This is a genomic window from Lentibacillus sp. CBA3610, assembly GCF_013373365.1.
Lineage (GTDB): Bacteria > Bacillota > Bacilli > Bacillales > Amphibacillaceae > Lentibacillus.
In genome coordinates, this window is the sequence record NZ_CP035925.1 from 2,056,678 (window position 1) to 2,081,975 (window position 25,298).

Annotated in this window: 29 protein-coding genes, 1 pseudogene and 1 riboswitch; of the genes and pseudogenes, 4 read left to right on the top strand and 26 right to left on the bottom strand. The window is 43.1% G+C overall.

Annotated features, from left to right (window positions below; translation table 11 throughout):
- Positions 1-393: 393 nt before the first annotated feature.
- From fliW to Len3610_RS10425, 16 genes are all read right to left on the bottom strand, one after another.
- A complete protein-coding gene (gene fliW / locus Len3610_RS10360; RefSeq protein ID WP_176447880.1) occupies positions 394-843 on the bottom strand; it encodes a flagellar assembly protein FliW in 450 nt (149 codons plus the stop codon).
- A gap of 15 nt (positions 844-858) precedes the next feature.
- Complete coding sequence (locus Len3610_RS10365; protein WP_176447881.1) at positions 859-1,431, bottom strand: DUF6470 family protein; 573 nt, start codon at positions 1,429-1,431, stop codon at positions 859-861.
- Positions 1,432-1,948: 517 nt separating this feature from the next.
- Positions 1,949-2,854, bottom strand: a complete 906-nt coding sequence (gene flgL, locus Len3610_RS10370; RefSeq protein ID WP_176447882.1) for a flagellar hook-associated protein FlgL — start codon at positions 2,852-2,854, stop codon at positions 1,949-1,951.
- Between the two features lie 9 nt (positions 2,855-2,863).
- The gene (gene flgK / locus Len3610_RS10375; protein ID WP_176447883.1) at positions 2,864-4,387 is read right to left on the bottom strand and encodes a flagellar hook-associated protein FlgK; all 1,524 of its coding nucleotides are present in this window, start codon (positions 4,385-4,387) and stop codon (positions 2,864-2,866) included.
- Positions 4,388-4,410: 23 nt separating this feature from the next.
- Positions 4,411-4,899 (bottom strand): flagellar protein FlgN, encoded by a 489-nt coding sequence (locus Len3610_RS10380; RefSeq protein ID WP_176447884.1) that lies wholly within the window; start codon positions 4,897-4,899, stop codon positions 4,411-4,413.
- Between the two features lies 1 nt (position 4,900).
- On the bottom strand, positions 4,901-5,173 hold the full coding sequence (gene flgM / locus Len3610_RS10385) for a flagellar biosynthesis anti-sigma factor FlgM (protein ID WP_176447885.1): 273 nt from the start codon (positions 5,171-5,173) through the stop codon (positions 4,901-4,903).
- A 221-nt stretch (positions 5,174-5,394) separates the two neighbouring features.
- Complete coding sequence (locus Len3610_RS20900) at positions 5,395-6,066, bottom strand: IS1634 family transposase (protein WP_255259553.1); 672 nt, start codon at positions 6,064-6,066, stop codon at positions 5,395-5,397.
- 271 nt (positions 6,067-6,337) lie between these two features.
- Complete coding sequence (locus Len3610_RS20905) at positions 6,338-6,907, bottom strand: hypothetical protein (RefSeq protein ID WP_255259554.1); 570 nt, start codon at positions 6,905-6,907, stop codon at positions 6,338-6,340.
- A gap of 268 nt (positions 6,908-7,175) precedes the next feature.
- On the bottom strand, positions 7,176-7,421 hold the full coding sequence (locus Len3610_RS20910) for a hypothetical protein (protein WP_255259555.1): 246 nt from the start codon (positions 7,419-7,421) through the stop codon (positions 7,176-7,178).
- Between the two features lie 663 nt (positions 7,422-8,084).
- Entirely contained in the window at positions 8,085-8,324 is a 240-nt protein-coding gene (locus Len3610_RS21805; protein WP_369693689.1) for a hypothetical protein, read from the bottom strand.
- A 385-nt stretch (positions 8,325-8,709) separates the two neighbouring features.
- Complete coding sequence (locus Len3610_RS20915; RefSeq protein ID WP_255259556.1) at positions 8,710-9,444, bottom strand: DEAD/DEAH box helicase family protein; 735 nt, start codon at positions 9,442-9,444, stop codon at positions 8,710-8,712.
- 290 nt (positions 9,445-9,734) lie between these two features.
- The gene (locus Len3610_RS20920; protein WP_255259557.1) at positions 9,735-10,157 is read right to left on the bottom strand and encodes a DegV family protein; all 423 of its coding nucleotides are present in this window, start codon (positions 10,155-10,157) and stop codon (positions 9,735-9,737) included.
- A 588-nt stretch (positions 10,158-10,745) separates the two neighbouring features.
- A complete protein-coding gene (locus Len3610_RS10410; protein WP_176447886.1) occupies positions 10,746-11,024 on the bottom strand; it encodes a transposase in 279 nt (92 codons plus the stop codon).
- A 15-nt stretch (positions 11,025-11,039) separates the two neighbouring features.
- Positions 11,040-11,447: a hypothetical protein gene (locus Len3610_RS10415; RefSeq protein WP_176447887.1), complete on the bottom strand. Its 408-nt coding sequence runs from the start codon at positions 11,445-11,447 to the stop codon at positions 11,040-11,042.
- Positions 11,447-11,836: a hypothetical protein gene (locus Len3610_RS10420; RefSeq protein ID WP_176447888.1), complete on the bottom strand. Its 390-nt coding sequence runs from the start codon at positions 11,834-11,836 to the stop codon at positions 11,447-11,449. The genes Len3610_RS10415 and Len3610_RS10420 overlap by 1 nt, the downstream gene beginning before the upstream one ends.
- Before the next feature lie 224 nt (positions 11,837-12,060).
- Positions 12,061-12,372, bottom strand: a complete 312-nt coding sequence (locus tag Len3610_RS10425; RefSeq protein ID WP_176447889.1) for a hypothetical protein — start codon at positions 12,370-12,372, stop codon at positions 12,061-12,063.
- 1,090 nt (positions 12,373-13,462) lie between these two features.
- Between Len3610_RS10425 and Len3610_RS10430 the strand changes: the two genes are divergently transcribed.
- Positions 13,463-13,663, top strand: coding sequence for a hypothetical protein (locus Len3610_RS10430; protein ID WP_176447890.1), 201 nt, complete (start codon positions 13,463-13,465; stop codon positions 13,661-13,663).
- A 708-nt stretch (positions 13,664-14,371) separates the two neighbouring features.
- On the opposite strand, the gene Len3610_RS10435 is transcribed toward Len3610_RS10430, so the two are convergent.
- Both Len3610_RS10435 and Len3610_RS10440 read right to left on the bottom strand, forming a co-directional pair.
- Positions 14,372-15,070: a response regulator gene (locus Len3610_RS10435; protein WP_176447891.1), complete on the bottom strand. Its 699-nt coding sequence runs from the start codon at positions 15,068-15,070 to the stop codon at positions 14,372-14,374.
- A 128-nt stretch (positions 15,071-15,198) separates the two neighbouring features.
- Complete coding sequence (locus tag Len3610_RS10440; protein WP_176447892.1) at positions 15,199-16,338, bottom strand: sensor histidine kinase; 1,140 nt, start codon at positions 16,336-16,338, stop codon at positions 15,199-15,201.
- Between the two features lie 326 nt (positions 16,339-16,664).
- Between Len3610_RS10440 and Len3610_RS10445 the strand changes: the two genes are divergently transcribed.
- Positions 16,665-17,297 carry a YigZ family protein gene (locus Len3610_RS10445; RefSeq protein WP_176447893.1) on the top strand — a complete coding sequence of 211 codons (633 nt, stop codon included), beginning with the start codon at positions 16,665-16,667 and terminating at the stop codon, positions 17,295-17,297.
- Positions 17,298-17,386: 89 nt separating this feature from the next.
- On the opposite strand, the gene Len3610_RS20925 is transcribed toward Len3610_RS10445, so the two are convergent.
- From Len3610_RS20925 to Len3610_RS10475, 7 genes and pseudogenes are all read right to left on the bottom strand, one after another.
- The gene (locus tag Len3610_RS20925) at positions 17,387-17,512 is read right to left on the bottom strand and encodes a hypothetical protein (RefSeq protein WP_255259558.1); all 126 of its coding nucleotides are present in this window, start codon (positions 17,510-17,512) and stop codon (positions 17,387-17,389) included.
- Between the two features lie 39 nt (positions 17,513-17,551).
- Positions 17,552-18,277: pseudogene (gene nagB, locus Len3610_RS10450) on the bottom strand (glucosamine-6-phosphate deaminase).
- A complete protein-coding gene (gene nagA, locus Len3610_RS10455) occupies positions 18,264-19,445 on the bottom strand; it encodes an N-acetylglucosamine-6-phosphate deacetylase (RefSeq protein WP_176447894.1) in 1,182 nt (393 codons plus the stop codon). The pseudogene nagB and the gene nagA overlap by 14 nt, the downstream one beginning before the upstream one ends.
- Before the next feature lie 281 nt (positions 19,446-19,726).
- Positions 19,727-19,870, bottom strand: a complete 144-nt coding sequence (locus Len3610_RS10460) for a hypothetical protein (RefSeq protein WP_176447895.1) — start codon at positions 19,868-19,870, stop codon at positions 19,727-19,729.
- Positions 19,871-19,973: 103 nt separating this feature from the next.
- Positions 19,974-20,468 (bottom strand): VanZ family protein, encoded by a 495-nt coding sequence (locus tag Len3610_RS10465; protein ID WP_176447896.1) that lies wholly within the window; start codon positions 20,466-20,468, stop codon positions 19,974-19,976.
- 128 nt (positions 20,469-20,596) lie between these two features.
- The gene (locus Len3610_RS10470; RefSeq protein WP_176447897.1) at positions 20,597-20,929 is read right to left on the bottom strand and encodes a helix-turn-helix domain-containing protein; all 333 of its coding nucleotides are present in this window, start codon (positions 20,927-20,929) and stop codon (positions 20,597-20,599) included.
- A 68-nt stretch (positions 20,930-20,997) separates the two neighbouring features.
- Positions 20,998-21,135, bottom strand: coding sequence for an anti-repressor SinI family protein (locus Len3610_RS10475; RefSeq protein ID WP_176447898.1), 138 nt, complete (start codon positions 21,133-21,135; stop codon positions 20,998-21,000).
- Positions 21,136-21,156: 21 nt separating this feature from the next.
- A riboswitch (cyclic di-GMP riboswitch) is annotated at positions 21,157-21,241 on the bottom strand.
- A 430-nt stretch (positions 21,242-21,671) separates the two neighbouring features.
- Between Len3610_RS10475 and Len3610_RS10480 the strand changes: the two genes are divergently transcribed.
- Complete coding sequence (locus tag Len3610_RS10480) at positions 21,672-22,616, top strand: LCP family glycopolymer transferase (protein ID WP_255259559.1); 945 nt, start codon at positions 21,672-21,674, stop codon at positions 22,614-22,616.
- A 175-nt stretch (positions 22,617-22,791) separates the two neighbouring features.
- Positions 22,792-24,834 carry a penicillin-binding transpeptidase domain-containing protein gene (locus tag Len3610_RS10485; RefSeq protein ID WP_176447899.1) on the top strand — a complete coding sequence of 681 codons (2,043 nt, stop codon included), beginning with the start codon at positions 22,792-22,794 and terminating at the stop codon, positions 24,832-24,834.
- 39 nt (positions 24,835-24,873) lie between these two features.
- On the opposite strand, the gene Len3610_RS10490 is transcribed toward Len3610_RS10485, so the two are convergent.
- Positions 24,874-25,284 carry a zinc ribbon domain-containing protein gene (locus Len3610_RS10490; RefSeq protein ID WP_176447900.1) on the bottom strand — a complete coding sequence of 137 codons (411 nt, stop codon included), beginning with the start codon at positions 25,282-25,284 and terminating at the stop codon, positions 24,874-24,876.
- Positions 25,285-25,298: the final 14 nt, after the last annotated feature.

Genomic DNA, 25,298 nt, shown 5'->3' on the forward strand with positions numbered 1-25,298 from the left:
GTTGTTCAAAAAGTCCGGTAACAATGACGCATCGTTAGTGGAACTTCTGCTAAAAACCGCCCGTCTGTGGCGGGCGCAGAGTCACCACACACGCGAGCTCGTTGGCTTGTTCTCCGCTGCTCATGTATCTAAATGCATACACGCGCTCTGAAAGTTTCTCGCTCTCCTTCTGTCCGTCCGCTTGTTCCTCCTTGACACGCTTGGATTTTCACACTTTATTTTTCCCGTTACTTAAAGTCCATATGTCCTGATAGATAACGGCTTTATTCTGCTTTGAATATCGATAAATTTCTTTCCGGTCTTTCCAGTGCTGAAATTCCCCCCTTCCCCTCCGCACTTTCCTTCGTTTTTTCTTCTCCTTTTTCTTCTGTTTTCGTGTTAAAACAAGCATGGCTACTCTCCTTTCACCGATGTGGAAGCAGATAAAGCGATAGCTGCTTTGGATGGATAAACATCTGTATTTAATATGTACTGCTTTCCCTGCTGATTTTGTGAATTGATGATAATGGGCGCTTTCAAGTTAAGTGTGCTGCTGTCAAACGGTTTTTTCACTGTCACAATGGCTAATACCATCACGTCTGCTTCATTGCTGATGGCCAGGCTTGTCAGTAGACTGTCATCTAAATCGACCACATAGTCTTGATAAAAGTGGTATGGGGTGACGACGATAAAAGCAATTTCAGGCGTATCAGCTGACTGCAAAATCTGAAAAACCGGATTTCCCGGCATATCCAATAAAATAAATTGTCGTTCATCCGTAAACCCCGGCAGGCCCGACGGAAATTCAATGATTTTGTTAAAATCCACTTCCATTTCTCCCAGGTATTTAGTTTTTATATGCATGATGTTCACCCTTTCTTAAACTGAATCTGAAGAAACGTCTGCAACATCTATTTGCAAATCCTGATATTGTCCTATACGGGTTGTTACATTCCCGGGTATATATGTATGATTTGGTTTCCGCGGCTCGTTATTTATCACAGGCTCGTTCACATTCACGTTGATTTGCACCTCTGCAGGCTCATAATGGGTTGTCACTGCAAAGTTTGATGGAATGAACGTGATCCCAAGCGGCTTCTGTTGGTCATAGGCATTTGTCATGGCTTGACTGACAACCGGATTCCCTTCATTTTCGATTTTCATAAGGTCCTTACCCTGTTTGGCGCGTCGGGCAACCCCTTCCATAGCACCTCGGTGTCCATCATTTGCAAATTTTTCAATCCGTTTTAAAATATGCATCAATCCCATTTCTTCCCAAGCCTGAGTCTGGTCAATGGTCAGTTTGGAAGGCTTTGTCTCCATCGACACATCAGCGTTAGGTTGCCTGATGGATATGTCAGCTTCCGGTTGTCGTATTTCCTGTCTGGCTGGCGTTTGCTGTATTTTAATTTGTGCCATTCGAGATTCCATCCGTATTTGCGGTAAGCGCATGTTTATCACCCTTTAATCAAATGGTTGTTTTTCAAAAATTGTTGCTTTTGTTGAAAAATCCATAAAGAACTGCGACGTAGAGTGCTTTGTTGATTTCCGTTCCGGGCAGTCGCTTTCCGCGGGCAACGCTTCAGCCTCCTCGGAAGAAAACCGCTTCCTGCGGGGTCTTCAGCTGTTGCTTTTCCCGCAGGAGTCTCCTGCCCTCCACTCCAATCAACAATCACTCGAGAGTTTTGATTACAAGAAAAATTATATGATTATAAAGCACAAAACAGCGGAGGAAATACGCGGAGACTCCTGCGGGAGGAAAGGCCCCGGTGAGACCCCGGAGCGCGTCAGCGCGAGGAGGCTCACCAGCCGCCCGCGGAAAGCGGAGCGTATTTCCGGAGCGATGTCATTGCACTCAAGAAATTTTCAGTGTCGCAGTTTATATCACTATGAGGTTTAAAAGCAACAAAGTTAAAGAGCCAATCAAATAAAACCCTGTACCGGACATGGCCAGGGTCAGCAGTATTTATTAACGCAGAAAATCGATTAAGGTTGGCTGAATGATTCTGGCGCCTGCCGATAATGCGGCACGGTGAACACTCTCCTGACTTATCAGTTCGGTAATGACTTTTTCATAATCAATGTCTTCGTTTTCAGACATCGTTTTCGTAGCCGTTACCTCCTGTTCGCTTAGCCGGTTTTCCACCAATTCAAGCCGGTTCATACGAGCGCCGAGATCTGCCCGTGCATTAATGACATTATTGATATTATCATCAATCGTTTCAATGCTGTTTTCAATATCGGCCTGATTGCCGCTTTCCAGGTTTGAAATAAAACTTTCGATATCCTCGAACAGATTACTTTCAGCGTCAGTTTCAGCACCTGCAAATACTTCTCCCGCATTAACAGTTGCCTGTAATACCGTTCCATTGGCAACGTCAATCATGACTGCATCCGAGCTCATTTCCACTTTTTTTATTTCGCCATTTTCATTTATCTCAACCGGCTTCGTGTCTGTCGCTGTCCCGTTAAAAATATACTTATCGTTTACGTTTGTGTTGGCAATATCAACAAGATGTTCCTTCAATTGCTCAGCTTCTTCCTTAATACTCAGGCGTTCCTCTTCATCATATGTATCATTGCTTGCCTGCACCGCCAGTTCACGCAATTTCTGCAAAGCCTGCGTCGCTTTATCAAGTGCGGCATCAGAGTTATCCATCCAAGTATGCATCTCATTTGTATTCCGTTGATATTGTTCGATTTCTTTTACCTGTGTGCGATACCCCATACCTTTCATGGCGACAACCGGGTCATCGGAAGGACGGTTGATTTTCTTGCCGGTCGAAAGTTGCTCCATGTATGTATTCATTTTGGCGTAACTGTTTGAAATATGATTAACCATATTATTCGAAAGCATACTTTGAGTGATGCGCATGACACTATCCTACCTTCCTACTAAACCCATATTATTGATGACCCTATCAACCATCTCATCAACTGCTGTCATACTTCTGGCAGCGGCGTTATACGCATGCTGGAACTTAATCATGTTCGACATTTCTTCATCGAGCGATACCGAGCTGACCGACATCCGCTGCTGTTCTACCTGTGATTTTAAAACCCCCGTATTTCCCGTCATCCGATTGGCTTCCTGCGCTTTAACGCCCATATCACCAATGATCGATTCATAAAAACCATTAACCGATGTATTATCCAGGGTATCTAAAGGTTCGTCAAATACATCCGCTAAATCAGACGCATTCCCGCCATCACCTGCTCCACTGCCATTGCTTGCTGCTATCAGGTCCGGGTCATTCAAAATGGCTTCATTTACGGTAATACCAGCTGCAGCACTTTGTCCGGGTTCAATCTGAAAAAACGGTTCTGCTTCCTGCTCGCCTTTTAGATGCTCGCCGTCCGTGTGAATACGGTTAAACGCATCAGCAAACGCTGCTGCCATCGTGTCAAGATTATCCCGCATTTCCGGGTAATCACCTTGCGTTTCCCCGTCCTCTCCTGCATAACCATATGACTCAATCAATCCTTTCAGCGCACCTGTTGATGCAAATGAAGCTACCTGTATATCTTCACCATTCACCGTAATGTCAGTTACTGCTTGATAATTTTCCTCCGAGTAGCCCACACTGATATCGTTAAAAGCCAGATTGCCATTTTCCAGGTTACCATTAACCAGAACAGAGTCTTCCAAAGCATTGCCATTATCATCCGCAAGCTTAATGGTCACCAAACCATCGGCAATATCGGAGGCGCTGTCACTGCTCTCTGTGTGCTCGACATTAATATTGACAATACCTGATAATTCATCAATCAGCCGGTCGCGCTTATCATACAAATCATTGGCCAGCTGTCCGTGCGTTTCTACATTTTTGACCTGCCCATTTATGTCATTGATCTGTTCGAGAATTGAATTCGCATTATCAACCTTATGATCAATTTGCTTCCTTAAATCCGACCGTATTGTGCTCAATGAATCAGAGAAATAATTGAACGTTTCCGCTGCAGCTTGTCCTCTTTGGCCGACAACGGTACGCGCACCGGAGTCTTCCGGGTTAACGGACAGATCCTGCAATGACTGCCAGAATTGATCCATTGTTTCAGACAGCCCGGTTTCCGACGGTTCATTCATTAAACTTTCCATCCGGCTGAGTGCATCAGCCTTTGTCTCCCAATAGCCGGATGCGCTGTTCTCTGCCCGGAATTGGTGGTCCAAAAATTGATTGCGGATCCGCTGTACTGTCCCTGTTTCGACACCTGTGCCCATTTGTCCGGCCATTTCCGGACGATTGCGTGAAGCAGGCGGAAACGGTGAAGCTGTTTCGAAGTTCACCCGCTGGCGTGTATAGCCTTCTGTATTTGCATTTGAAATATTATGACCGGTCGTATAAAGTGCAGATTGCTGGGCAAACAGAGCTTGCTTGGCCATTTCCAATCCATGAAACGTACTCATCGGATTACTCCCTTCATTGCTGCCTATACTTTTGAGTCAAAAACAGATCGTTCCGGTGAATCAGTTGTTTGTTTTGCACCATAGTTCATATGACTTAGTGATGGTTTCATCATATCCAGCGACAGTTCAACAAATTGCAGCGATTGGCGGATCAAATCCCGATTAAGCTGCTCCTGCTGTTTTAATTGCGTGATCGTATTAGTCAGTTTCACAACGGTGTTTTCCAGGTCTTCTTTCGCTTGTTCATCTATTAAAATTTCCAGAATAGCTGTAATCGTTGCATGCGACAAGGTGATTCCCTGATTTTCCAGCCATACTTCAACCGCTTTTTGACGTTTTATTTCGGCCTGCTCCAAAGCCTGGACATATTTATGCTCTTTCACAAGCAATGTTTGCAGTTTATCCACAGACCCTTCTTTGATCAGCTCTGTTTTTTGGCTTGCTGAATCAAGCAAACCTTCATGCAGCTTAATCAGCTTTTCCAATGCTTGTATGATGGGCTCAACAGACATGTTAGCGTCCTCCCTGCTTTGACCAGAAATCAATCATTTTTTGTGCTGTTTTCTCGTAATTGATTTTGTAGTCGCCCTTATCTACAGCATCCTTAATCTGCTGGACATGGGACGCGCGTGTTGAATCTGTTTTTTGATTCTCAAGCATTTCCTTTGCCTGATTGGATATTTCCAATTGATCTTTTTTATCCGTGCCTTTGGAATAATCGTTTTGTTTTTGCAGTTGATTTTTATATGGGTTAAAGTTGGTCTGGTCAGGTCCATATATTTTCACGCTACATCACCTCTATTATCTCAACTTACCGTACCGATTGCTTTAATTTTAATATCGGCAGTTTTTCACATGAATTAAAGCATTTAGGATTATTTTTTATTCCTATTAAACCTGGATTCCCGCCTACTCATAACGAGGTAGGCGGGGTAACACCTAATTTTCCATAAATCTCTTTTTGCTTGCTAAGAAGTTCGCCAATACGCGGTTCTTTCCCTGGCGCTTCAAAGTATTCTATAACATCCAGTTGATCCAGCACGCTCTGTAACGTATATTTTTTTAATAAATCGGTATCTTGCATTTGTTTTTTGATATAAGAAAGATAGATGAGCGCCACAAACACACACAAAGTTTCCCATCAAGACTCTGTCGGATGATACCAGTGTGCGGCGCATGTTCAGCCGTTCCTTCAGATTCCCGAACGCTTTTTCAACAACGTCCTTATTGCGGTAAAGCTCCAATGCAGCGATGGCGCCCATCGTTTCATTGGTCATCAGCGCAAAATATCCAAAATATCGCTTGGCTTTGTTGACAGCCTCTTCTTTGACGGTGACTTTTGTCCCGCGTTTCGGGGTGGTTTTTGTCTCAAAATACGTTTGATACTGCTTTTCATGTTCCGGGAGCCTTTTCCCTGATTCCAATTCACGACGCAGGTTGATTAACTTGCGGTCAAATGCTTTTTCATCCTCCGCGGCCCGGTCAATATTGTAATAAAAGTGAATGTACATACGCCTGGACTGTGTCAGGGCGTCTCCTTTATAAGGACGTTGCTGCGTATAATGCCACGTTGTCCGGACCGTGCGGGCATATAACTCGTATTTCTCACTGTAGTGTTCAAACGATCGAAAGCCGTCATAGATGGCATCCAGTTCTTTCCGGACGAAAGTAAGAGACATTTTAACGGAGACCAGGAAACTTCAGATGGTTTTTCAACAAAGCGTTGATATTTTCCTGACTGTAGAAGCCTCTGTCCATGACCAGCTTCACCTTGGAGAAGCCAAGCATATCCAAATCGGCAAGCAGTTTTCTGACGGTCTTGGAATCCGGGATATTACCGGCCAGTTTGCGAATAATAAAACGGCAGGTTGGATGTTTCGCCGAACACCAACGCCAGGTTTAGCTGAGGCAGTGGATCGTTTTCTTTATTCCAGCCGTATTGGACCTGTCTCAAAAGTTCGGACTGGCTGGATATGTGGTGATATCATAGGCCCAAAAATTCCTTTCCGTCCGCCGTTTTCCCTGCAGCTGGAAGAACTTATATTTCGCGTCTTCGGTGATGGACGCGAACAGGTCGCTGCTTCGCTGAGACGTGATGTTTTGACCGTAAGGATGTTTATGTAAATGACTCCATTTTTCAAAACGGTAGAGCGGAGCGCTGTCCTCCAGGACCAGATAGTATGCGATGGATAGAATCTGGCGATACTTGTCGGGAAAACACGCTTTTAGGTCTTCTGTAACCCCGGTATTGGCACCGATTTGATCCAGAAGATAAGTAGCGCCGTAAAATAACGTGACGTTTGCACAGATTGGAACAGGACCTCTCTTTGCCACGGTATGCGCCTCTTTATTTTTTCCGTCCTCTGCCGTCTGTCGGACATTTTTCCGGTTTTTACTGTCCACCGGTCCGATTAAGGTCCTTTTGGATCGGGATTGGCGCTTGTCTTTGTCCCAGTATGAAATGGACTCATACGCATAGGTAATCCCTGAACGCTTATCTGTTTGATAGACGATAGCCATTTTTCCGCCTCCTCGTTATGTATATTGTAACACATAACGAGTATAAAAACAATAAAAAATGGGCATGAAGCCCAACATTATCGGATTTTCACCTGATTTATCGTTATGTTATGGCGGGAATCCAGGATTAAAAGCGTAATAAATTTGCTCGTGTTGGTTCGTTTGTTCTGCTTCCTGTTTTTTCATCCTTTCATGGCGTTCGAGATCACTTCTCAGTTCAAGCGAGCAATCAGCACACAGTTCCCCGCTGACAATATTAAAGCAACGATCACACGGTAAGCCAGCTTTGGAAATTCCGAGGTCCGTAATCTGCGCTCTTGATAAATTTGATAATCATTCCTCGGATATCCGTTGCCTTAACAACCTCCGTCATAGTCGCCTCACGGTTTCCCGATTTTAAAAAACCGTAAACAATTTGAAACGCTTCCTCCTCTTTATGACACGACGACACACATTTCGGACCGACTTCACAAACACACATCCCACCAGCGGAACAATTTGCTAATTCTGCCATTGCTACTTTCCCCTTTATATTATCATATCCGGCACCCACGAATCAATGTCAGGGCGTAAGCCGGGGCATCCATGCTTAAAATAAAAGCAGCATGCCTGAGCGTAGTCCGGTGTATAGATATCATCGGCAAGAACGACCGGGATTGTCGTCCTGAAATGGTAACTGCTGTGATACGCTGCCGCGGTTTTTGGACTGCTTTTCACTGGTGATACGTGTCAGTAGTCGTCAGTTTTTAGCGGCAGGAATTCTGCAGCATTTTGGATTGGTTGAAACGCGTTCATCCATGCGTCACTCAGTGTATCGGAACAGCAACCGTCCTTGGGAGAATAAAACATCCGTTCAAACGCTTTCGGTAAACTTTGAATGCATTACCAAGACAATAATCGCCCCGGTATTTCCACCTTGATACCATCTCCTATTGCTCGTTATACGCAAAAATGAATAATTCCATATCAGTGGATCCTCATATGGTGCCGAAAGTTTCCACCACTTGCAATCCGGACAAATTCGTCCTCACTTGCCCGGCTGCATTTAACACACCGTCCCCCTGAAGGATATGCAATTGACTCTCACAAGGCTGGCACAGATTTGGTTTGGCTAAAAAAGATAACCGTTTCCAGTTGATCTCCGGAATATATCGGCATCACACCATAAACAATCATGTTAATGAAAACCTCCCCGTTGTTCATTTGAGTAATGGCTTGGACCGCCTGTACCATCGCTCAGTTTGCCGTATGGAAAAAAACGACTTCCCTTTTCCTGTAGTATCTTCGACTTCTGCCGGCTCTTCCGGCAATTTGTACAAGCGCTGCCTCGTCGAAAACGTGTGCCCGCATCCAGAACCACTACATCAACGGATGGAAAGGTGACGCCGCGTTCCAAAATCGTCGTGGTCACTAAAATTTGATAGGTTTTATCTCTGAACTGCTGGACCTTTTCTTCACGATCATGATCGGATGCATAGACTGGCTTAACCGTATTGCCGGAAAGGCTGGCAGATAGTTTTGAGTCAAACTTTCGGCCAGTCTAATTGTCGGGACAAAAATCAGCAATTGCCGGCCTGGGTTTTTCCCGGTTAGCAAACCACCTGAAAAATGATAGGAGGCCCGGGATCTGCAAGTCTTAATGGTATAACACACATGTGAAAAACCGGGTACAGGAAGGGGATGTTCATGAAAGCGTTGGGGACGAATACATGCGGCAATTTCTTCCCGGCCATGCGCGTTTATATTCTTGTCTTGGCGTAGCCGTTAAATAAATGGTGGTACTGTTTCCCTTTTTGCCACGGTCAACAGCAAATGGGAGTGTTGGTCTTTCGTAAACGGAAAGGCATCGACTTCATCGATATAATCACATCAAATGCATGTTTGAAACGGGAGCAGCTGTGTGTTGTGGCAATGATGAGCTGTGAGGTTCCATCCTTTTCCAGGCTTCCACCATACAAACCCTGTATATAAATACCTGTAAAAGCTTCACGCAGCCGTGGCAGCAATTCGCGAACAACATCCGTTCTGGGCGTGGCAATACAAATACGTTTACCCAGTTTTAAGGCTTCGGTTATGCCAGGAAAAAGCATCTCTGTTTTGCCTGCACCGCAAACCGCCCAAGTAAGTATTTCCTTTTCACCACTATCAATTGCCTGAATGATGCGATTGGCAGCCGTCTCCTGTGGCAGGGTCAATTCCCCGCTCCATGTACAGGCATTAGCGTAAACGGGCCAGTCTGGTTCAGGGCCGGTCCATTCATACAATGGCAAACATTCCATCACCCGGCCCATCTCAATACATTTCCGGCAATAAACATGTGATGTTTTGCAATGATAACAGGGAATGTCTCCGAATAACGATTGTTTTTGATTACCACAGCGCTGACATTGATACATAGACCATTTCTTTAGGATAGAAACTTTGGGGGTGAAATAATTAGCATTCAGCAGGTGTTCAAATAAGGGGTCATCAATAAGAATCTCACGTCGCAGCAGAAGTTTTCCTGCATAACGTTGCGATAGTTCAGTATAATCCATTGCTTCACGCTCCAACTGAGTTAATAGGAAAGATAAGTGGAAGGGAGGAACCGGCCCGGACAGCCGATCCTGTTCTTTCGTTGTGTGACGATTATATACCCAGCATGCACCGAGAGCACCTCACCAAGATGTGTCCGATACAGGACCGAAATAACTGATCATCGTGTCCATATTCGGATAGTCAGCATCGAACTTTTCCTTAAGCTCGAGTGCTGCTCCTTATTAGCATGAATAAAGACGACTTTAGTTCTTTCCTTGTTTGCATCTTCTCAAGCATGCCCATAATCCGTTTAATGCTTTTTACGCGTCCGGATTTTCTCAAATGGCACATTGTTTATCAACAAAATGGAGTACGGTTTAACCTGCAGCAGACTCCCGACAATCGCCTGGGCACCATTCAGCCGACCGCCGCGCTGCAAATGGCTTAAGTCATCAGCCATGAAATAAGCCCGGATGGTTTTTTTTATGTCATCAAGGCGGTTAATAATTTCTTCCGGGGATTTTCCTGCTTGTGACAGCTCTGCCGCCTCAAGCACATAAAAACCCTGGCCCATGCAGCTGAGCTCCGAATCGTACGGGTAAACATCAATTCCTTCGACCATTTCTCCCGCACTGAGAACTGCCTGATATGTACCGCTTATGCCACTGGATAAATGAACCGAGATGACCGCATCATAATCGCCTGCAAGTTCCTCCAGCTTTTCAGTTATCATACCAATTGACGGCTGTGATGTTTTCGGCAGTTCGTCGGCTTCTTTAACTTTCTGATAAATTCCTCCGTTGTGATATCAATTCCTTCACGGTAAAGATGTCTCGCCAAACACAACACTCAGCGGACATATGAACATTGTACCGGTCTATTAATTCTAGGAATGTAGGATGTGCTATCAGACATTACAGCAATTTTCATCGCTAACCTTCTCCTCATACTTGTACTATTTGCTATCATTTTACATCAATTGTGACAAAAATGCATCATGAAAAAACGCTGACGCGTCTCAGATTCGGCGAGTTCGATTTCAGTATTGAAAACGTCATTTGAAATATTTTATTCTATTTGATCTTAAAAAACTCTGCAGCCAAAAGACTGCAGAGTTTTTTAGATTTTGTGTAAAGCAGGTGAAAACCTAGGAGTCTTGGACAAAAGTTTTCTTTAAAAAAACGCCCGGGTTTTCATTTTGGCTTGTTTAATGTAAGAATTAGAGGACATTTAAAAAAGGCACACCAAATAAGCTTCACTATGTTATTTTTTAATTTCTTGAGCGAAACGTTATTCACCTCCTCTCATTAAGTCTGCTTTATTAGCCGGTATCCTTGTATAATTGTTCCTTCTGGTGGACGGTTTCATGATACGACGGACTGTTAAAGTAGACTTTCACGATTTTCCGGATATTGTGCATGACGCAGTGCAATTTGAATTCACGTGAAGCATTGTCCATCCCACGTCCATGCATCTGTTTCCACTCATCCTGCACTTGAATGTTGCCCCATACAGGTTCCGGGACGCTTTTTCTCTGTTTCAGAATTTCTTTACCTTTCTCACTGTCAGCCTCGCTTTCGCTCTTCCCTGATAGGGTCATTTTCCATATTCCCTTCTATTTCCGAATACCGTCCTTTTGCTTTCGTACAGTGCGGGCTAAGCGGGCAGGACTGGCAGGCTTCTTTATTGCTGTATTCTCCAATCTTTCCTGATTTCTTTTGTTTTCTGCCGTGAAAAGCATCTGGCCCTCTGGGCAGGTGTAGGTATCACTCTGTGCATCATACGCAAACTTATCCTTGGCATACGGGGATTTCGCTACGGCGTACGAGGCATAAAAGTCCGTCCCTTTCCTTCTCATGAAAGCAATATTATTGGCTGAGAAAAAACCGGCATCGGCGCCGGCTTGTATGTCTTTTAACGAGCCGCACATTTTTTCCGCATGTTCCAACGTTGGTTGTAACCCAAGTTGATCGGAAGCATTGTTGCTTGTTATGTGCACCAAGGATAATATGCGCTTTGACATCAACCCAGGCGAGATGGTTGTAACATTGCTGCACACCATGGTGTTTCGTAAGCATGGATACTTGAATCTGGATCTGTAAATTGATTTTGTTTTCCTGGTGGGATCTTTTTATTCCCATTTTCCTCTTGCCACTTTTGCTCCAGTGTTGTTTTTGCCTGTTCCATCGTGTGAATTCGATCCTGTGTAAATGCGACGTCGTTCAAGACATCCACTGTCAGTTCAAATGATTCCGCTGGCACATCATTTAAAACAGGGCAACTGGATTTTAACACTTCTTCATCGTAACCATGCTTTCGTTTCGGTTTCCCTCTACCTCTGAATCGAGTTGAATACTGCTGTTCCTTTTGTTGTAATTCTGATTGATGCTGTTTCCGCAAAAGACGCTGCACTTGCTCCGCCTGTTCATGTATACAAGCCTCAGCTTATGGTCCGGCATCTGCTCCACTTCATCTATGTATGGTTTAATAACGTCATATAATGCTTCCATATCGTTTGTTTGGCGATCGATTTTCTTTGTCAGGTGCTCATAACTCATCGCTTTGTGCTTCGAGGCATTGGCTTTGACTTTTGTACCATCAATATGCATGCGTTGTCGGCCAATCAGGGACAACCTTCACAGATTCCAATGACTTTGAAATGAAAAGGCGGTCCACTTCAGCCAAAAAAGAGCATCTATCGTCGTTCTACTTGTTTTATAACTTGGCATACGCATGCCGGATAATATCCACTGTGCGCCAATACTGTCCTCGGCAAACCGACAGATCTTCTGAGCTGCATAATGTCCATGGTACATGGCGTAAAAAATAACAGCCGTTACGATACGGCGGGTGTAAGGTGGCGCCCCCATTCGTAAGCGTTCATAGTAGGTCAGATCCAACTCCTCTGCCAAGTACGAAAAGAACCGGCAGCATGTGGCTATGTTCAAATTCTTGTCCTGTAATAATTCCTGGAAAAGAACATCTGATTAGGGCATCGGGGTTTCGTTTGTGCCATTTAATCTCTCCTCGTTTTTTGAGATTCCAACGAAAGAGTGGCAGCACTGAAGAGTAAAAATTTTTCGAGCTAATACGACCTAAAATATGAAAAACATGGTATATAATATAATTACGAGAAGCCTATTATACCGCATATTTTTAGGGGATTTTTAAGATGTAACGAGAAAAATAAAAAGAAACATGGAAAAGGTGAAATTATTTTTCGAGCTCAATGAAATTCAGGAAAACACTTTTTTAAAGATTTGCAAACATAATGAAACATTGTCTCTGATCCACGCCATCAAAAGCTATATCGATATGGGTGCGATATCCTTCTTTTCATGATCATCCTGAAAAAATGTTATGTGACCTGAAAAGCATTGCGATCGATGACGAATCAATCAACAAAGATGAATGTAATGTCAACATCAAAAAGGCGTTGAACATTGGAAACCTTGGAGGAATTACCACATTACGACACCATCATGACTTCCTCTCGCGCTTGGAAACCGGATTGAACTGCGTAAACATACGACTTATATGATCAGGGAGTTATGAAAAAGAAGGTGTTTTTGAAGATGGCCGTATTGGCGGCAAGTATTGGGCGATTATTATTGATGGGACCGGGTTATTTCACGTTCAATCAGAAAGCATTGCGGATCATTGCTTGAGGCGGGAAATACAAAGACGAAGAAGGAATGTCGAAAAAGACTGTTTACATGCATCATGTTCCTGGAGGCGAAACTGGTTGTTGGCAAAATATGGTTTTTCAGTGTTGATTCCGAGTTTATTGAGATGAGTCAGAAAGAGGTCCCAAACAGGACTGTGAATTAAATGCGTTTTATCGTATGGCTTCCCGATTAAATCAAACATTTAAGAGGCTGCCATCTGCATTATTGCCGATAGTCTGTATGCATGTGAGAAAACGTATTTAAAACCTGTCATAACAACCATTGGAAGTTCCTGTTACGCTTTAAAGAAGACCGCATCAAAAAGCATCAGTGAAGAGTTTCATGCGTTGATAAAGATGGAAAGAGACTAATGGAAAGGGCAGCAGAGACAAGATCGTTGGTTAATCACATTGCGTATAATGATTGGACATTCATGTATTGGAAGGTAACGATCAAACGGCAGATTGGCCAAAGCGTTTCATGTTTTTTGACCGATATCAAAAAATCACGGATAAAAACTGTCGAAAGCTTCTCTATGCAGGGCAGAAAGCCGCTGGAAGAATTGAAATGAAGTTTCACAGACAAAGCATATCCATATCATATCGAACATGCATCAAGCCATGATTACACGGCCATGAAGAACCATTATCTTTTGACACAAATAACGGATATTTTGATGCAGCTATTTGAAAATGGCTCAAACATACTTAAGCGTGTCAAAAAGACGGCAAAAGAAATATCCTCAAATCTGTTAGAGACCATCAGAACAAAACGACTAACAGACGAGGATATAACGAAAATGGTAAAACCTATACAGGTGCGGTTCACCTGATAGATTCATTATAGCAAAGGATGTGATGCCAAGCAAAGAAATCTATTTGTGTAAAGTTTTCAAAAAATTATCCCCTGAAAATTCGGCTTCTCTTTTTTGGTAAAATAGGAGAAAAATAATTTCCGAATATTCAGTGTTTAATATAGTGAATTTCAAGAAACAAGTGATATGAAAATAAATTTAATCCTCAGTGCTGGAAGAGTGGCTACTGTGGCGTTTTTAAACAAAATAAGTACAATGAAATCAAAGCACTCTTCGTTGGGTTTGTTTTTCTCTCAAAAAACATTGTACCATTAAAAGAGTGCTTTTTCTATGGTTAAAACCTTATAAACCCTGCATTGAAAGGGTATTAGGCGATTTCATCCAAAGCATATTTAAAGCAATTTTAATCACTTATCGAATATACATTATTTTACATAAATTACGGCATACTTCTGTCCAAGGCTCCTAGGTGTTCACCTCGACCCAGCCTTTGCGAATAGCTGAAACGACTGCCTGCGTACGATCATTCACATTCATTTTTTGTAAAATATTGCTAACGTGATTTTTGACTGTTTTTTCACTGATATATAACCTTTCTGCGACACCACGATTGCTTTTCCCGTCTGCCAACAGCTGCAGAACTTCACATTCACGACGTGTAAGCAAGTGGAGTGGTTTATAATATTCAACTGTGCTTTCACCCACTCCCACCGTTGCTACGTTTTCCTGAGCCAGACGGCGGTACTCCTGCACCAGGTTATGTGTTATTTTCGGATGGAGATAGGAACCACCTTCACGAACAACTTTAATCGCCTCTATCAAGGCATCTGAATCCATTTCCTTCAGCAGATAACCCTGTGCGCCCGTTTTCAAAGCATGTGTCACATAATTCTCATCATCGTGTATCGAAAGGATAATGACATTCGTATTCGGGAATTTCCGCACGAGGTCTGAGGTAGCCTGAACACCATTTAATTTGGGCATATTGATATCCATCAGCACAACATCCGGTCTATGTTTCCGGACCAATTTAGAGGCAACATTACCATCGTCGCCTTCAGCAACAACTTCAAAAGAGGCTTCAAAATCAAGAATCCGTTTGACCCCTTCACGAAATAACTTATGGTCATCAATCAATACAATTTTCGTTAATTTTTCACTCATCAATTGTTCCTCCCAAATTATTACTCTATTAAATATAAGGTTACCCTATTACATTTATGTATCAATTCCGCTTACTTTCTATATCGTAATAATATAAGTATACTTTAAATGTTCTAAAATAAAAAATTTTACGAGACCTTGTATGGCACCTGTATCATGATTGTTGTTCCTTTACCAATCGTTGAGTTTATCGAAAGCGTTCCATCCAGCATTTCCACACGTTCCCTCATACCAATTAAACCAAACGTCTTTTCTTGTTTTAACGCGGGATCGAATCCTTTTCCGTCATCCTTGATCATCATCGCAATAATGGATTCATTTATTTCCAGTTTCACTTTGATTAATGATGCTTCAGCATGTTTAACCGCGTTCTGTAACGCTTCCTGCATTAAGCGGAAAAAAGCAATTTCATATTTTTGATGTAACCGTTCTTCTTTCCCGACCGGTGTGAATTCAATATCGATATCATTGTAGTCAGCAATCGTTGCAACATATTTTTTAATCGTTGGAACCAATCCCAGGTCATCCAATGCCATAGGCCGGAGATCATATATAATACGACGGACTTCATATAAGGACGAACGGATCATTTTCCGGACACTCTTGACCTCACCGAGTGCTTCATTTACCGTGCCTTCACGGAAGGTTCGGTCAACCAGCTCTGAACGGAGCAGGATATTTGCCAGCATCTGAGCTGGGCCATCATGGATTTCCCGGGATATTTTCCGTCGTTCATCCTCCTGTGCCTCAATAATTTTCAGTCCGAATTCCTGTTTTTCTTTTGCTTCTTCAATCATTTCATTGACTTGTCTGAAATCATCGTTCAGGTAAGTGAGAATGACAGATATTTTACTGGCCAGCCCTTCTGCACGTTCAATTGTCTGATCCAGTGTCATCAAGCGTCGATCGAGTTCATCACGTTTATCACGCAGAACCTTTTCTTCCCGGCGCGCAATAGCAAGTTCTGTCTGCATGGCATGGGTCTTTTCATAAACTTCCCGGATTTCAGATTCTGAATAACGGTCAAATTCCCTGCTGACCTCTGATAAACGCTGCCTTGAATAGCGTACTTTCTGTTCCAGCTCATCTCCGTTATTAATATGGCTGATGACCTTCTCTCTTGTTCCCTGTAGTTCCGTTTGCAGCTGTTCATACTCGGTACGCGCTTCTTCGCCGATGTTGAAAATTTCATCTTTGCTGTTTTGGACCACTTCAATCATTTCATCAATGACATAATCCAACGTTTTTTCTTCCAGCTTGTGTGCCATATATTCCCACCAACCTATGTTATAATTATTCGAAGCCCGTTAATATTTTATAGGGGGCTTAATGCTTACTTTTAGATACTATTCAAAAATACGGGTAAAATCGATTCATCAAATCGTATGATCAGCAACAATACAGGCGTTACTGCGGACAAGGAAGACATCAGATATATACATCGGACGAAAAAATGCCTTGCTTTACATGGACATCGGAACCCAGCCTGCTGAATCGTCCTGAACATCCGATGTCAGATAATCCCAGCCTGAAATTTTCAGATCTTACGTAACCTATTATCTACTATAATATCTCCCGGGGGGTAAAAAGCAACATGCTATCTAACTATTATACCGTAAAAAAGGAAGATTTTGATCAGTTAGTCATACAAAAGTCACGGTTTATCGGATATGTTAAACGTGTCGAAACTGAAGAAGAAGCACAGGATTTTGTTCAAAAAATCAAAAAGAAGCACCATGATGCAACGCACAATTGTTCAGCCTATATGGTAGGCGAACATAATCAGGTCCAAAAGGCGAATGACGATGGAGAGCCGAACGGGACGGCCGGGGTACCGATTCTGGAAGTGTTGAAAAAACAGGATTTAAAAGACACCGCTGTTGTGGTGACACGCTATTTTGGCGGTATTAAACTTGGTGCCGGCGGCTTAATCCGTGCATACAGCAGCACAACATCACAAGCACTACAGACTGCCGGAGTGGTAGAGCGCAAGTTAATGAAAGGTTTTTCAATCGTTATCGACTATTCGTTACTCGGAAAACTTGAAAATGCTCTGCGTAATTCGGATTATATTTTAGATTCGATCAATTACCTCGATACAGTGGAATTTATTGTGTATGTTCCTGACGGCGAAGAAGCGGAATTCCGAAACTGGATAGTCGATCTCACCAGCGACAACGCAATATTTTCGGATAAAGGAACTGCTTATGTGGAGATTGATGTGTAACCGGGCGATGGTTTGAATTTCCGGCCCATGTTTTGATTCTCCGGCCCATGTTTTGATTCTCTGGCCCATGTTTTGATTCTCTGGCCCTGTTATTTTGATTTTTCTGCCGGCCCATGTTTTGATTCTCCGGCCCATGTTTTGATTCTCCGGCCCATGTTTTGATTCTCCGGCCCATGTTTTGATTCTCCGGCCCATGTTTTGATTCTCCGGCCCATGTTTTGATTCTCCGGCCCATGTTGAGAAGAGGCACTGTCTCAAAGTTTCGACAGTGCCTCTTCGTCTGCGATCAAAATAACATTTTCGTGCTTTTGCAGGACTGATGCCGGGAATTCCTCAGTAACCTCACCATTCACGAGCCGTTTAACAGCCTCAGCTTTTTTCTCACCGGATACGAGCAGCATGATTTGCCTGCTTTCCATAATCGTGCCAATCCCCATTGTCAACGCTTTTTTCGGTACATCATCCATGGACGTGAAAAAACGTGCATTGGCTTCCCGAGTTGACTCATCCAGCTCAACCACATGTGTACGGCTGTCAAAAAGCAGTCCCCGGCTCGTTAAAGCCGATATGGACCATTCAGCCCAGCCCCAATACTTGCAGATCAACATAGCCGGAATTCGAAATGCGTGCTTCATAATTTATCACATTCCTTTCCAAATCTCCACATCGCCATCGGCAGGGAAAGCATTCTCATCCGGCAGGTCAATATGGTTAAATAATTTTTCATTCATATAATACCGGTAACTGTTTGGCTCATCAGCAGTAAGTCCGACATATTCATCAAGGTTAAATGTGGTAACTTTCTTAAATGAGACATTTCCTGCCTCGTATTGCTCAATCAACTGTTGGTAAAGGCCTTCCGGGGTGGAGCCCGTTGCAAGCCCCAACACTGATCTGTCTGATTTTTTCACCTGATCCATGACTAATTCACAGGCTTTTTCACTCATTTCATCATAATTTTTTGCTTTAATGATTTCCATCTGATTCGTCCTCCTGATATGCCACAGCACCACGACAAATGGTATATTTAATTTGCAGATTGTCATCAACTAACAATAAATCTGCATCCTTTCCCGTCCTGATGCTACCTTTTCGGTCAAAAATATTCAATTGCTTTGCAGGGTTTTCCGATGCCATTTGTACGACATTCTCGATTGAAGCATTCTCCAAGCGCAACATTTGTTGTGCGCCCTGCTGCATTTTCAAAATACTTCCGGCTAACGTCCCATCTTCCAGGACAGCACGATCATCCGTGACGGTTACAGGCTGTCCGCCAAGCTCATAGTTGCCTGCTTGCAGACATTTTGCCCGCATGGCATCTGTTATGAGAATCAGCCGTTCACTTCCGAGATTGGAAAAAATCAGCTGCAGCATTTCCGGGGACACATGAATCCCATCAGCAATCAATTCTGCCCGTATTTCTTCCAGTTGGAATGCCGCTCCAACTGCCCCAATGTCACGATGATGGATGCCGTTCATGGCATTGCAAAGGTGTGTCAATTGCCTCAAGCCGTATGGGATGGCTTTTTTAATAGCTTCAAAACCTGCATCCGTATGCCCTGCTGAAACATTGACACCGGATTGATATAAATACTGGATAAATTCACCGGTCGTATCGTGTTCCGGCGCCATTGTAGTCGTCTTTATCGAATTCCCTGACAATTCCTGCCAGTATTTAAATTGGTCAATATCAGGCCCCATTATGTATTCCAGCGGCTGTGCGCCTTTTTTGCTTGCTTCTATAAATGGCCCTTCCAAATGGACACCGATAACTTCAGCCTTTCCTTGCTTGGAAGAATAAACTGCCACATTTTCAAGTGCCTTGCTGATGTTTTGCGGGGATTGTGTAATTGTCGTTGCCAAAAAGCTAGTTGTCCCTTCTTCCGGAAGTGCACCTGCCATCGTATCCAACGCCTCTTCGGTTGCATCCATGACATCTGCTCCGGCTGCCCCGTGGATGTGACCGTCAATAAATCCCGGAATCAGGTTCAGCCCCTCACCATCAATCACGGTCACATCATCCGGGGGTGTTTGCTCCTCCATATGTATCGCTTTGATTTTTGTTTCTTCAATTACCAATGAACCATTAATAACGCCATCCTCTTCGGTGAAAATGGCAGCATTTTTAATATATACGTCGTTTTCCAATCAACTCATTCCTTTTATTTGTATCTGCTTTAAACTTAGCATATCCATTAAGAAAGTGTCCATGTTAAGAAAAAACGCTGACGCGTCTTTTCAGATGCCAGAGGTCAGAGGTCGGATTAGTAGAAATCGGCGAGTTAGCCGATTTCCGTATTGAAAACGTCATCAATACTTTCTTTTCGATTAAGTAATACTGCATCCCTTCCAGGAAATGCAGGTGTTCATTTGGCCCAATTGCTTTGACTTTGCTCCATGTCATCAGTGAGGAAGGCACCCCACTGATATTAATGATCTGGTGAATACGATTTCCTACCTGATATTTCGCTGATTAACTTTTGGATCATCTCATCTGCTGATTGAATCTTTTTATTCTCTGTTTCTTTAATTAACTTTTCCATTAGGTGTTTGTATCGCTCTTGCTCTACCATTTAAAAAACCGCCTTTTTTTAATTACCTATAAGAATCATACCACATTTTGCCGGAAGATGTTGTCGAAACATGTCTTATCCAGTATTTTCTTAAAAGATTTCGTTATGAGATTTTATTTTTTGTACGATATTGCTGCCAGAAGAATAATAGAATCACTGCAATCAGGGCTCCAGTTGCATCCAGCATGACATCGCCAAAATACGGCGTCCGGTTTACGGTGAATCCCTGATGAAATTCATCCATTACAGCATATGCAACCGTCAGCAAAAACGATACGGTCAACCTAACCCGAAAATTCATTCTGCTTGTCTTAATCAACGCCACAAAAAACAGGCACATCAGGATAAAGAAAACCCCGACATGAGCACCTTTCCGCAGAAAAAATTCGACAAACCCTTCCACACCCAAGGCAGAAACACTCACTTCCGACTGATGGTATGAAAAAGAAACCCAATCCACATATGGTATCAGAAATGATAAATCCAATTTACTTTCCAAAAGCGGTTTGACGTCCTGGTCTTCATATGGCTGTGCCGACGAATAATAGATAACACCCATCCACATGATCGGAAGCAGCCAGTTAAGATATTTTTTCATAGCTTCCTCACCCTATCATTCATACAACCTAACGATATTACCTCAAATTTGTTACATCAGATTTTCAAACACCGACCCGGAAAATTTCCAAATAAAAAACCGCAAGCTGCAGCTCCACGGTCTGGAAATTAATTATTGCGCCTGTTACGCCATTTATAAAATTCGAGGTACTCTTTAAATTGTTCCTTTGTCACACCTGAATTCATCGCTTCCTGAACAATTTGCAGCCATTCATCGTCCAGCTGCTGATCATGGTCACCCTGTTTATCTTCACGTATTAAGTCATTAGCGGATATGCCCAACACGGCACTGATTTTCTCAACAAACTGGATCGATGGGTTTGTCTGAAGATTTCTCTCTATGGAGCTTAAGTAGGATTTTGCTACACCTGCTTTTTCCGCCAGTTCAGAAATAGACATTTTCTTTTCTTTGCGCAGTTGCTTTATCTTTTCACCGATCAACACATACACCTTCTTTCAGTATAGATTATACCATAAAAAGATGTATGGTTCTATATTGAGCACATCACTTATTTAGATTTACTCACTTCATGATTTTTGTTTAATAGCAGCCGAACCTCCTCAATCGTCAACCCGATTAATTTTGCCTCCTTCATTAATGCAACCCATTCCTGATCCATCTCAACATACTCCCCCGTACTCATCATAAACGTCACCCCATATAGTTCTCAGGCAGTCCAGCCATCATAACACTAATGCTTTAGACCTGTGACTTTGCGCCCCTATTTTTCAACAGGTATGCTTTTTTCTGAGGAAATATTCTTTTTATAAGACTACTATACTATATATTCAAAGCCTTTTGGGTGTCTTCTTTTGTCAAACGCAAACTAGTTTTGTATTTTTCCAAAAATATTTTATCGAATTAGGTCTTATGACTTATTTTTGAACTTGAAATGTCTGCTGTAATGGCATATAGTCAGAATAGAATGTATTGTAATGGGAGCGGTCAAGTAAAAAATACAATCATTCTGTTCGTGACCGGACTCACCTTCACTGTCAGGAATACTAACAATGATTCATAAAGCAGCACCTTCGATGAAGCAAAACGCTCCTTGCCGATGAAAAAAGTGAAACGTCCGGCACCCCAATTTCGTCTAACCTGGAAGACCATTTTCTGCCCTCAGAAAGTGAAATAGTTGGCACGTTGAATATACTGAATTATCTAAAATGAAGGAGAATTTATGTGAGTTTAAGAATGGCGAAAAACAATCGAAAAAAACGCCGTAAATGGCCGTACTGGGTCGGCGGGACTATATTTATATTACTATTGGTTGCCGGCCTGGGCCTGCTATACATATACGATAAAGTCGGTGATACAGCAGAAACGATGCACAATCCATTGCCAAGAGATGAAGACCCTGAGCGCAAGCAAGAGCTGGACTCCGCTTTCAATGAATCCAGGTCCATTAATATTTTATTGCTTGGTGTCGATGAACGGGAAAATGATCAAGGCCGTTCAGATACCATGATTGTGCTTTCATTGAACCCAAATACAAACGCCATGAAAATGCTCAGCATTCCCCGGGATACACGGGTTGAGATACCTGGGCACGGAATGGACAAAATTAACCATGCCTATGCATTCGGTGATGTTGGACTATCCGTGGAAACAGTCGAGCAAATGCTGGATATTCCTGTCCACTTCTATGCACAAGTCAATATGGAGGGTTTCCGGCAAGGTGTTGATGCGCTGGGCGGAATCACCGTTACAAATGAGCGGGCCTTTTCACAGGACGGTGAGGACTTTCCGGAGGGCGAAATCCAGCTCAATGGGGATGAGGCATTAAGTTACATTCGAATGCGTAAAGAGGATCCAAGAGGCGATATTGGACGAAATGAGCGTCAGCGTGATGTTATCCAAGCAGCCATCGATGAGGCCGCCAGCTTTTCAAGCATTACCAAGGTGACAAATATTCTCGATATAATTGGCGATAATGTCCAGACAGATCTCACGTTCAATCAGATGCAAACACTGTTCACAGACTACCGGCAGTCCCGTAACACGATTGATTCAATGGAACTGAGTGGAAGCGGTCAGTACATTGGTGACATATGGTACTACATTGTACCGGATGAGGAACTGAATCGTGTCAGAACCGAACTGAAAAATCACATGGAGGCAAGGTGATCGATTCTCATAACAATTGATTTCATGCGGGTAAAGGTCAGTATGAATGACTTTTACCTCTTTTCTTTCCGCTGATATGGAAAATTGAGATAGTTAGTTTAGGTGCATGTTTTTGTACAAATGTCATGATATAATAATTTAATAGGATAACAGAAGGAACCTGAGGGGGGATTGTATGAAAAAAATAGCGTTATTATTTCCTTTTTTGTTACTATTTCTAATCACCGCATGTTCAAACGACGAAACGACACCACAGGAACGTTTTAACGAATACGTCAACCATTGGAACAATCAGGAATTTTCCGATATGTATAACATGATTACCACAGAGTCAGCCGAAACCTACCCCACAGAGGAATTTGTCGACCGGTATCAAACTATTTATGGGGATTTGAACATCTCAAATCTTCAAGTGACATTTGAACAACTATCTGATGAGGAAATGGAAGCAGCCATGGACAATGGTACAGCACAATTTCCCTTTACCGTTGAGATGGAATCGATAGCCGGTCCAATTTCATTTGATTATGAAGCAACCCTTACGAAAGAGGAAGAAACAAGCGGAGAAGATGGAGAAGCGGAAGAAAATTGGTTCGTTAAATGGGATCCCGGATTTATTTTCCCGGAAATACAGGATAGCGGTGAAATCGGGCTGCAAATCACTGAACCGAAGCGAGGAGAAATTCTCGACCGTAATCGTATGCCATTAGCCATAAATGATACCGTACATGAAGTTGGGATTATCCCTGAAAACCTGGGAGACAATCCGGAACAAGTAAAACAGGAAGTGGCTGATTTAATAGGCATGTCTGTTGAAGAAATCGATAACAGCCTTAATCAGGATTGGGTACAACCGAATATGTTTGTACCACTTAAAAAATTGCCACCATCAGATGAAGACACCATCAACCAATTAAGCGAATTGAGCGGTGTTACTTTCAATGATGCAACCGGCCGTGTCTATCCGCTCGGTGAAGCCGCATCTCACCTGACAGGTTATATCAGCCAAGTGACGGCGGAAGATCTGGAGGAGCTGGACGAGGAAAAATACGATGGGGACGACATGATTGGCCAGCGCGGTCTGGAATCCCTATTTGAAGAAAGATTAAAAGGTGAAGAAGGAGCTGTCATAACGGCAGTTAACGAAAGTGATGAAGAAACCGTCATTGCTGAAAAGGAAGTTGAGAATGGTGAAAACATCGTGACGACTATTGACGCCGATGTTCAGGAAACTATTTATGAATCCTATGATGATAACGCGGGAACAGCTGCAGCCATTCACCCAAAAACCGGTGAAACATTGGCGCTTGTAAGCAGTCCGGGATTTGTACCAGACGATTTTCTTTATGGTATATCCCAGTCTAAGTATGATGAGCTGCAAAACGACCCGCAGCAGCCAACACTCAATCGCTTTTCCGCTACCTTTTCGCCCGGGTCAGCCATCAAACCGGTAACAGCAGCTATTGGACTCAATAACGGCAGCATTGTGCCTGGTGAAGGTATGGAGATAAACGGGCTTACCTGGAGCAACGGTGAAGGCTGGGGCGATTATGAAGTCCGCCGTGTCAGTGAAACAGATAGTCCGGTAGATGTGACCGATGCACTGATTCGCTCGGATAATATTTACTTTGCCAAAAAAGCAGTTGAAATGGGAACTGAGGAATTCGTAAATGGAATGCAGCAATTTGGATTCGGCGAAGACCTCCCCTTTGAGTACCCTATGACATCATCATCCGTATCATCGAGTGGATCAATAGATGATGAGGTACAGTTGGCGAATACAAGTTACGGACAGGGTGAAATCGAAGTAAGTGCCCTTCATCTCGCCTTGACCTACACGCCAATCTTAAATGAAGGCAATATGCTTAAACCAACGCTTCTGGCAGATGAGGAAAATGGCCAAATATGGAAAGAAGAACTGATTACCAGTGATGAAGCAACACTCATCCATGACGCTCTCCATGATGTCGTTAACGCACCGGATGGAACCGCAAAAGGGGCACAGGATGCGGAGTTTCCGATCGCCGGTAAAACAGGAACCGCTGAACTCAAACTATCTGCCGAAGACGAAGATGGTGAAGAAAACGGCTGGTTTGTCGGCTACCCATCAGAGGATCAGGACATATTAATTGCCATGATGGTTGAAAATACCCAGGACAGTGGCGGCAGTGGCTACACCGTTGAGAAAGTGACTGATGTATTAACGGAAATTAAATAAGCATATTTCATAGCGGCGATTTTAAAAAAGTGTACCCGATTAGTTCGCGTACACTTTTTTCATTTTTGCCCCGCATGCCTGACAATAATCCGCTTCAGCCGGCACTTCATTCTCACAGACATAACACATAGTCATCTGATTTTGTTCCCTGCTGTCCGGCATATCGGTCTTTTTCCCGCATTCCGGGCAAAACACGTCCTCTTCCGAAAGCGGTGCACCACATGAGCATTCCATCACATTTTCTCGATTCAGCTTCGTTTCCTGCAAGAGTGAATAAATTTTCGAATCCAGATCTTTAATGGATGAACCTTTATTCGCCACGACCGATTCTATATCCTCACCTCGACGATAGGCCAAATAAACTTCCTGTCCCAACTCAATCAAAAGCTTTGACTTGGCTTCCGTTAATTCATTTACCTGCTGCTTTGTTTCGGTTATCTTCCTTTTCACCGACTTCCCCCCTA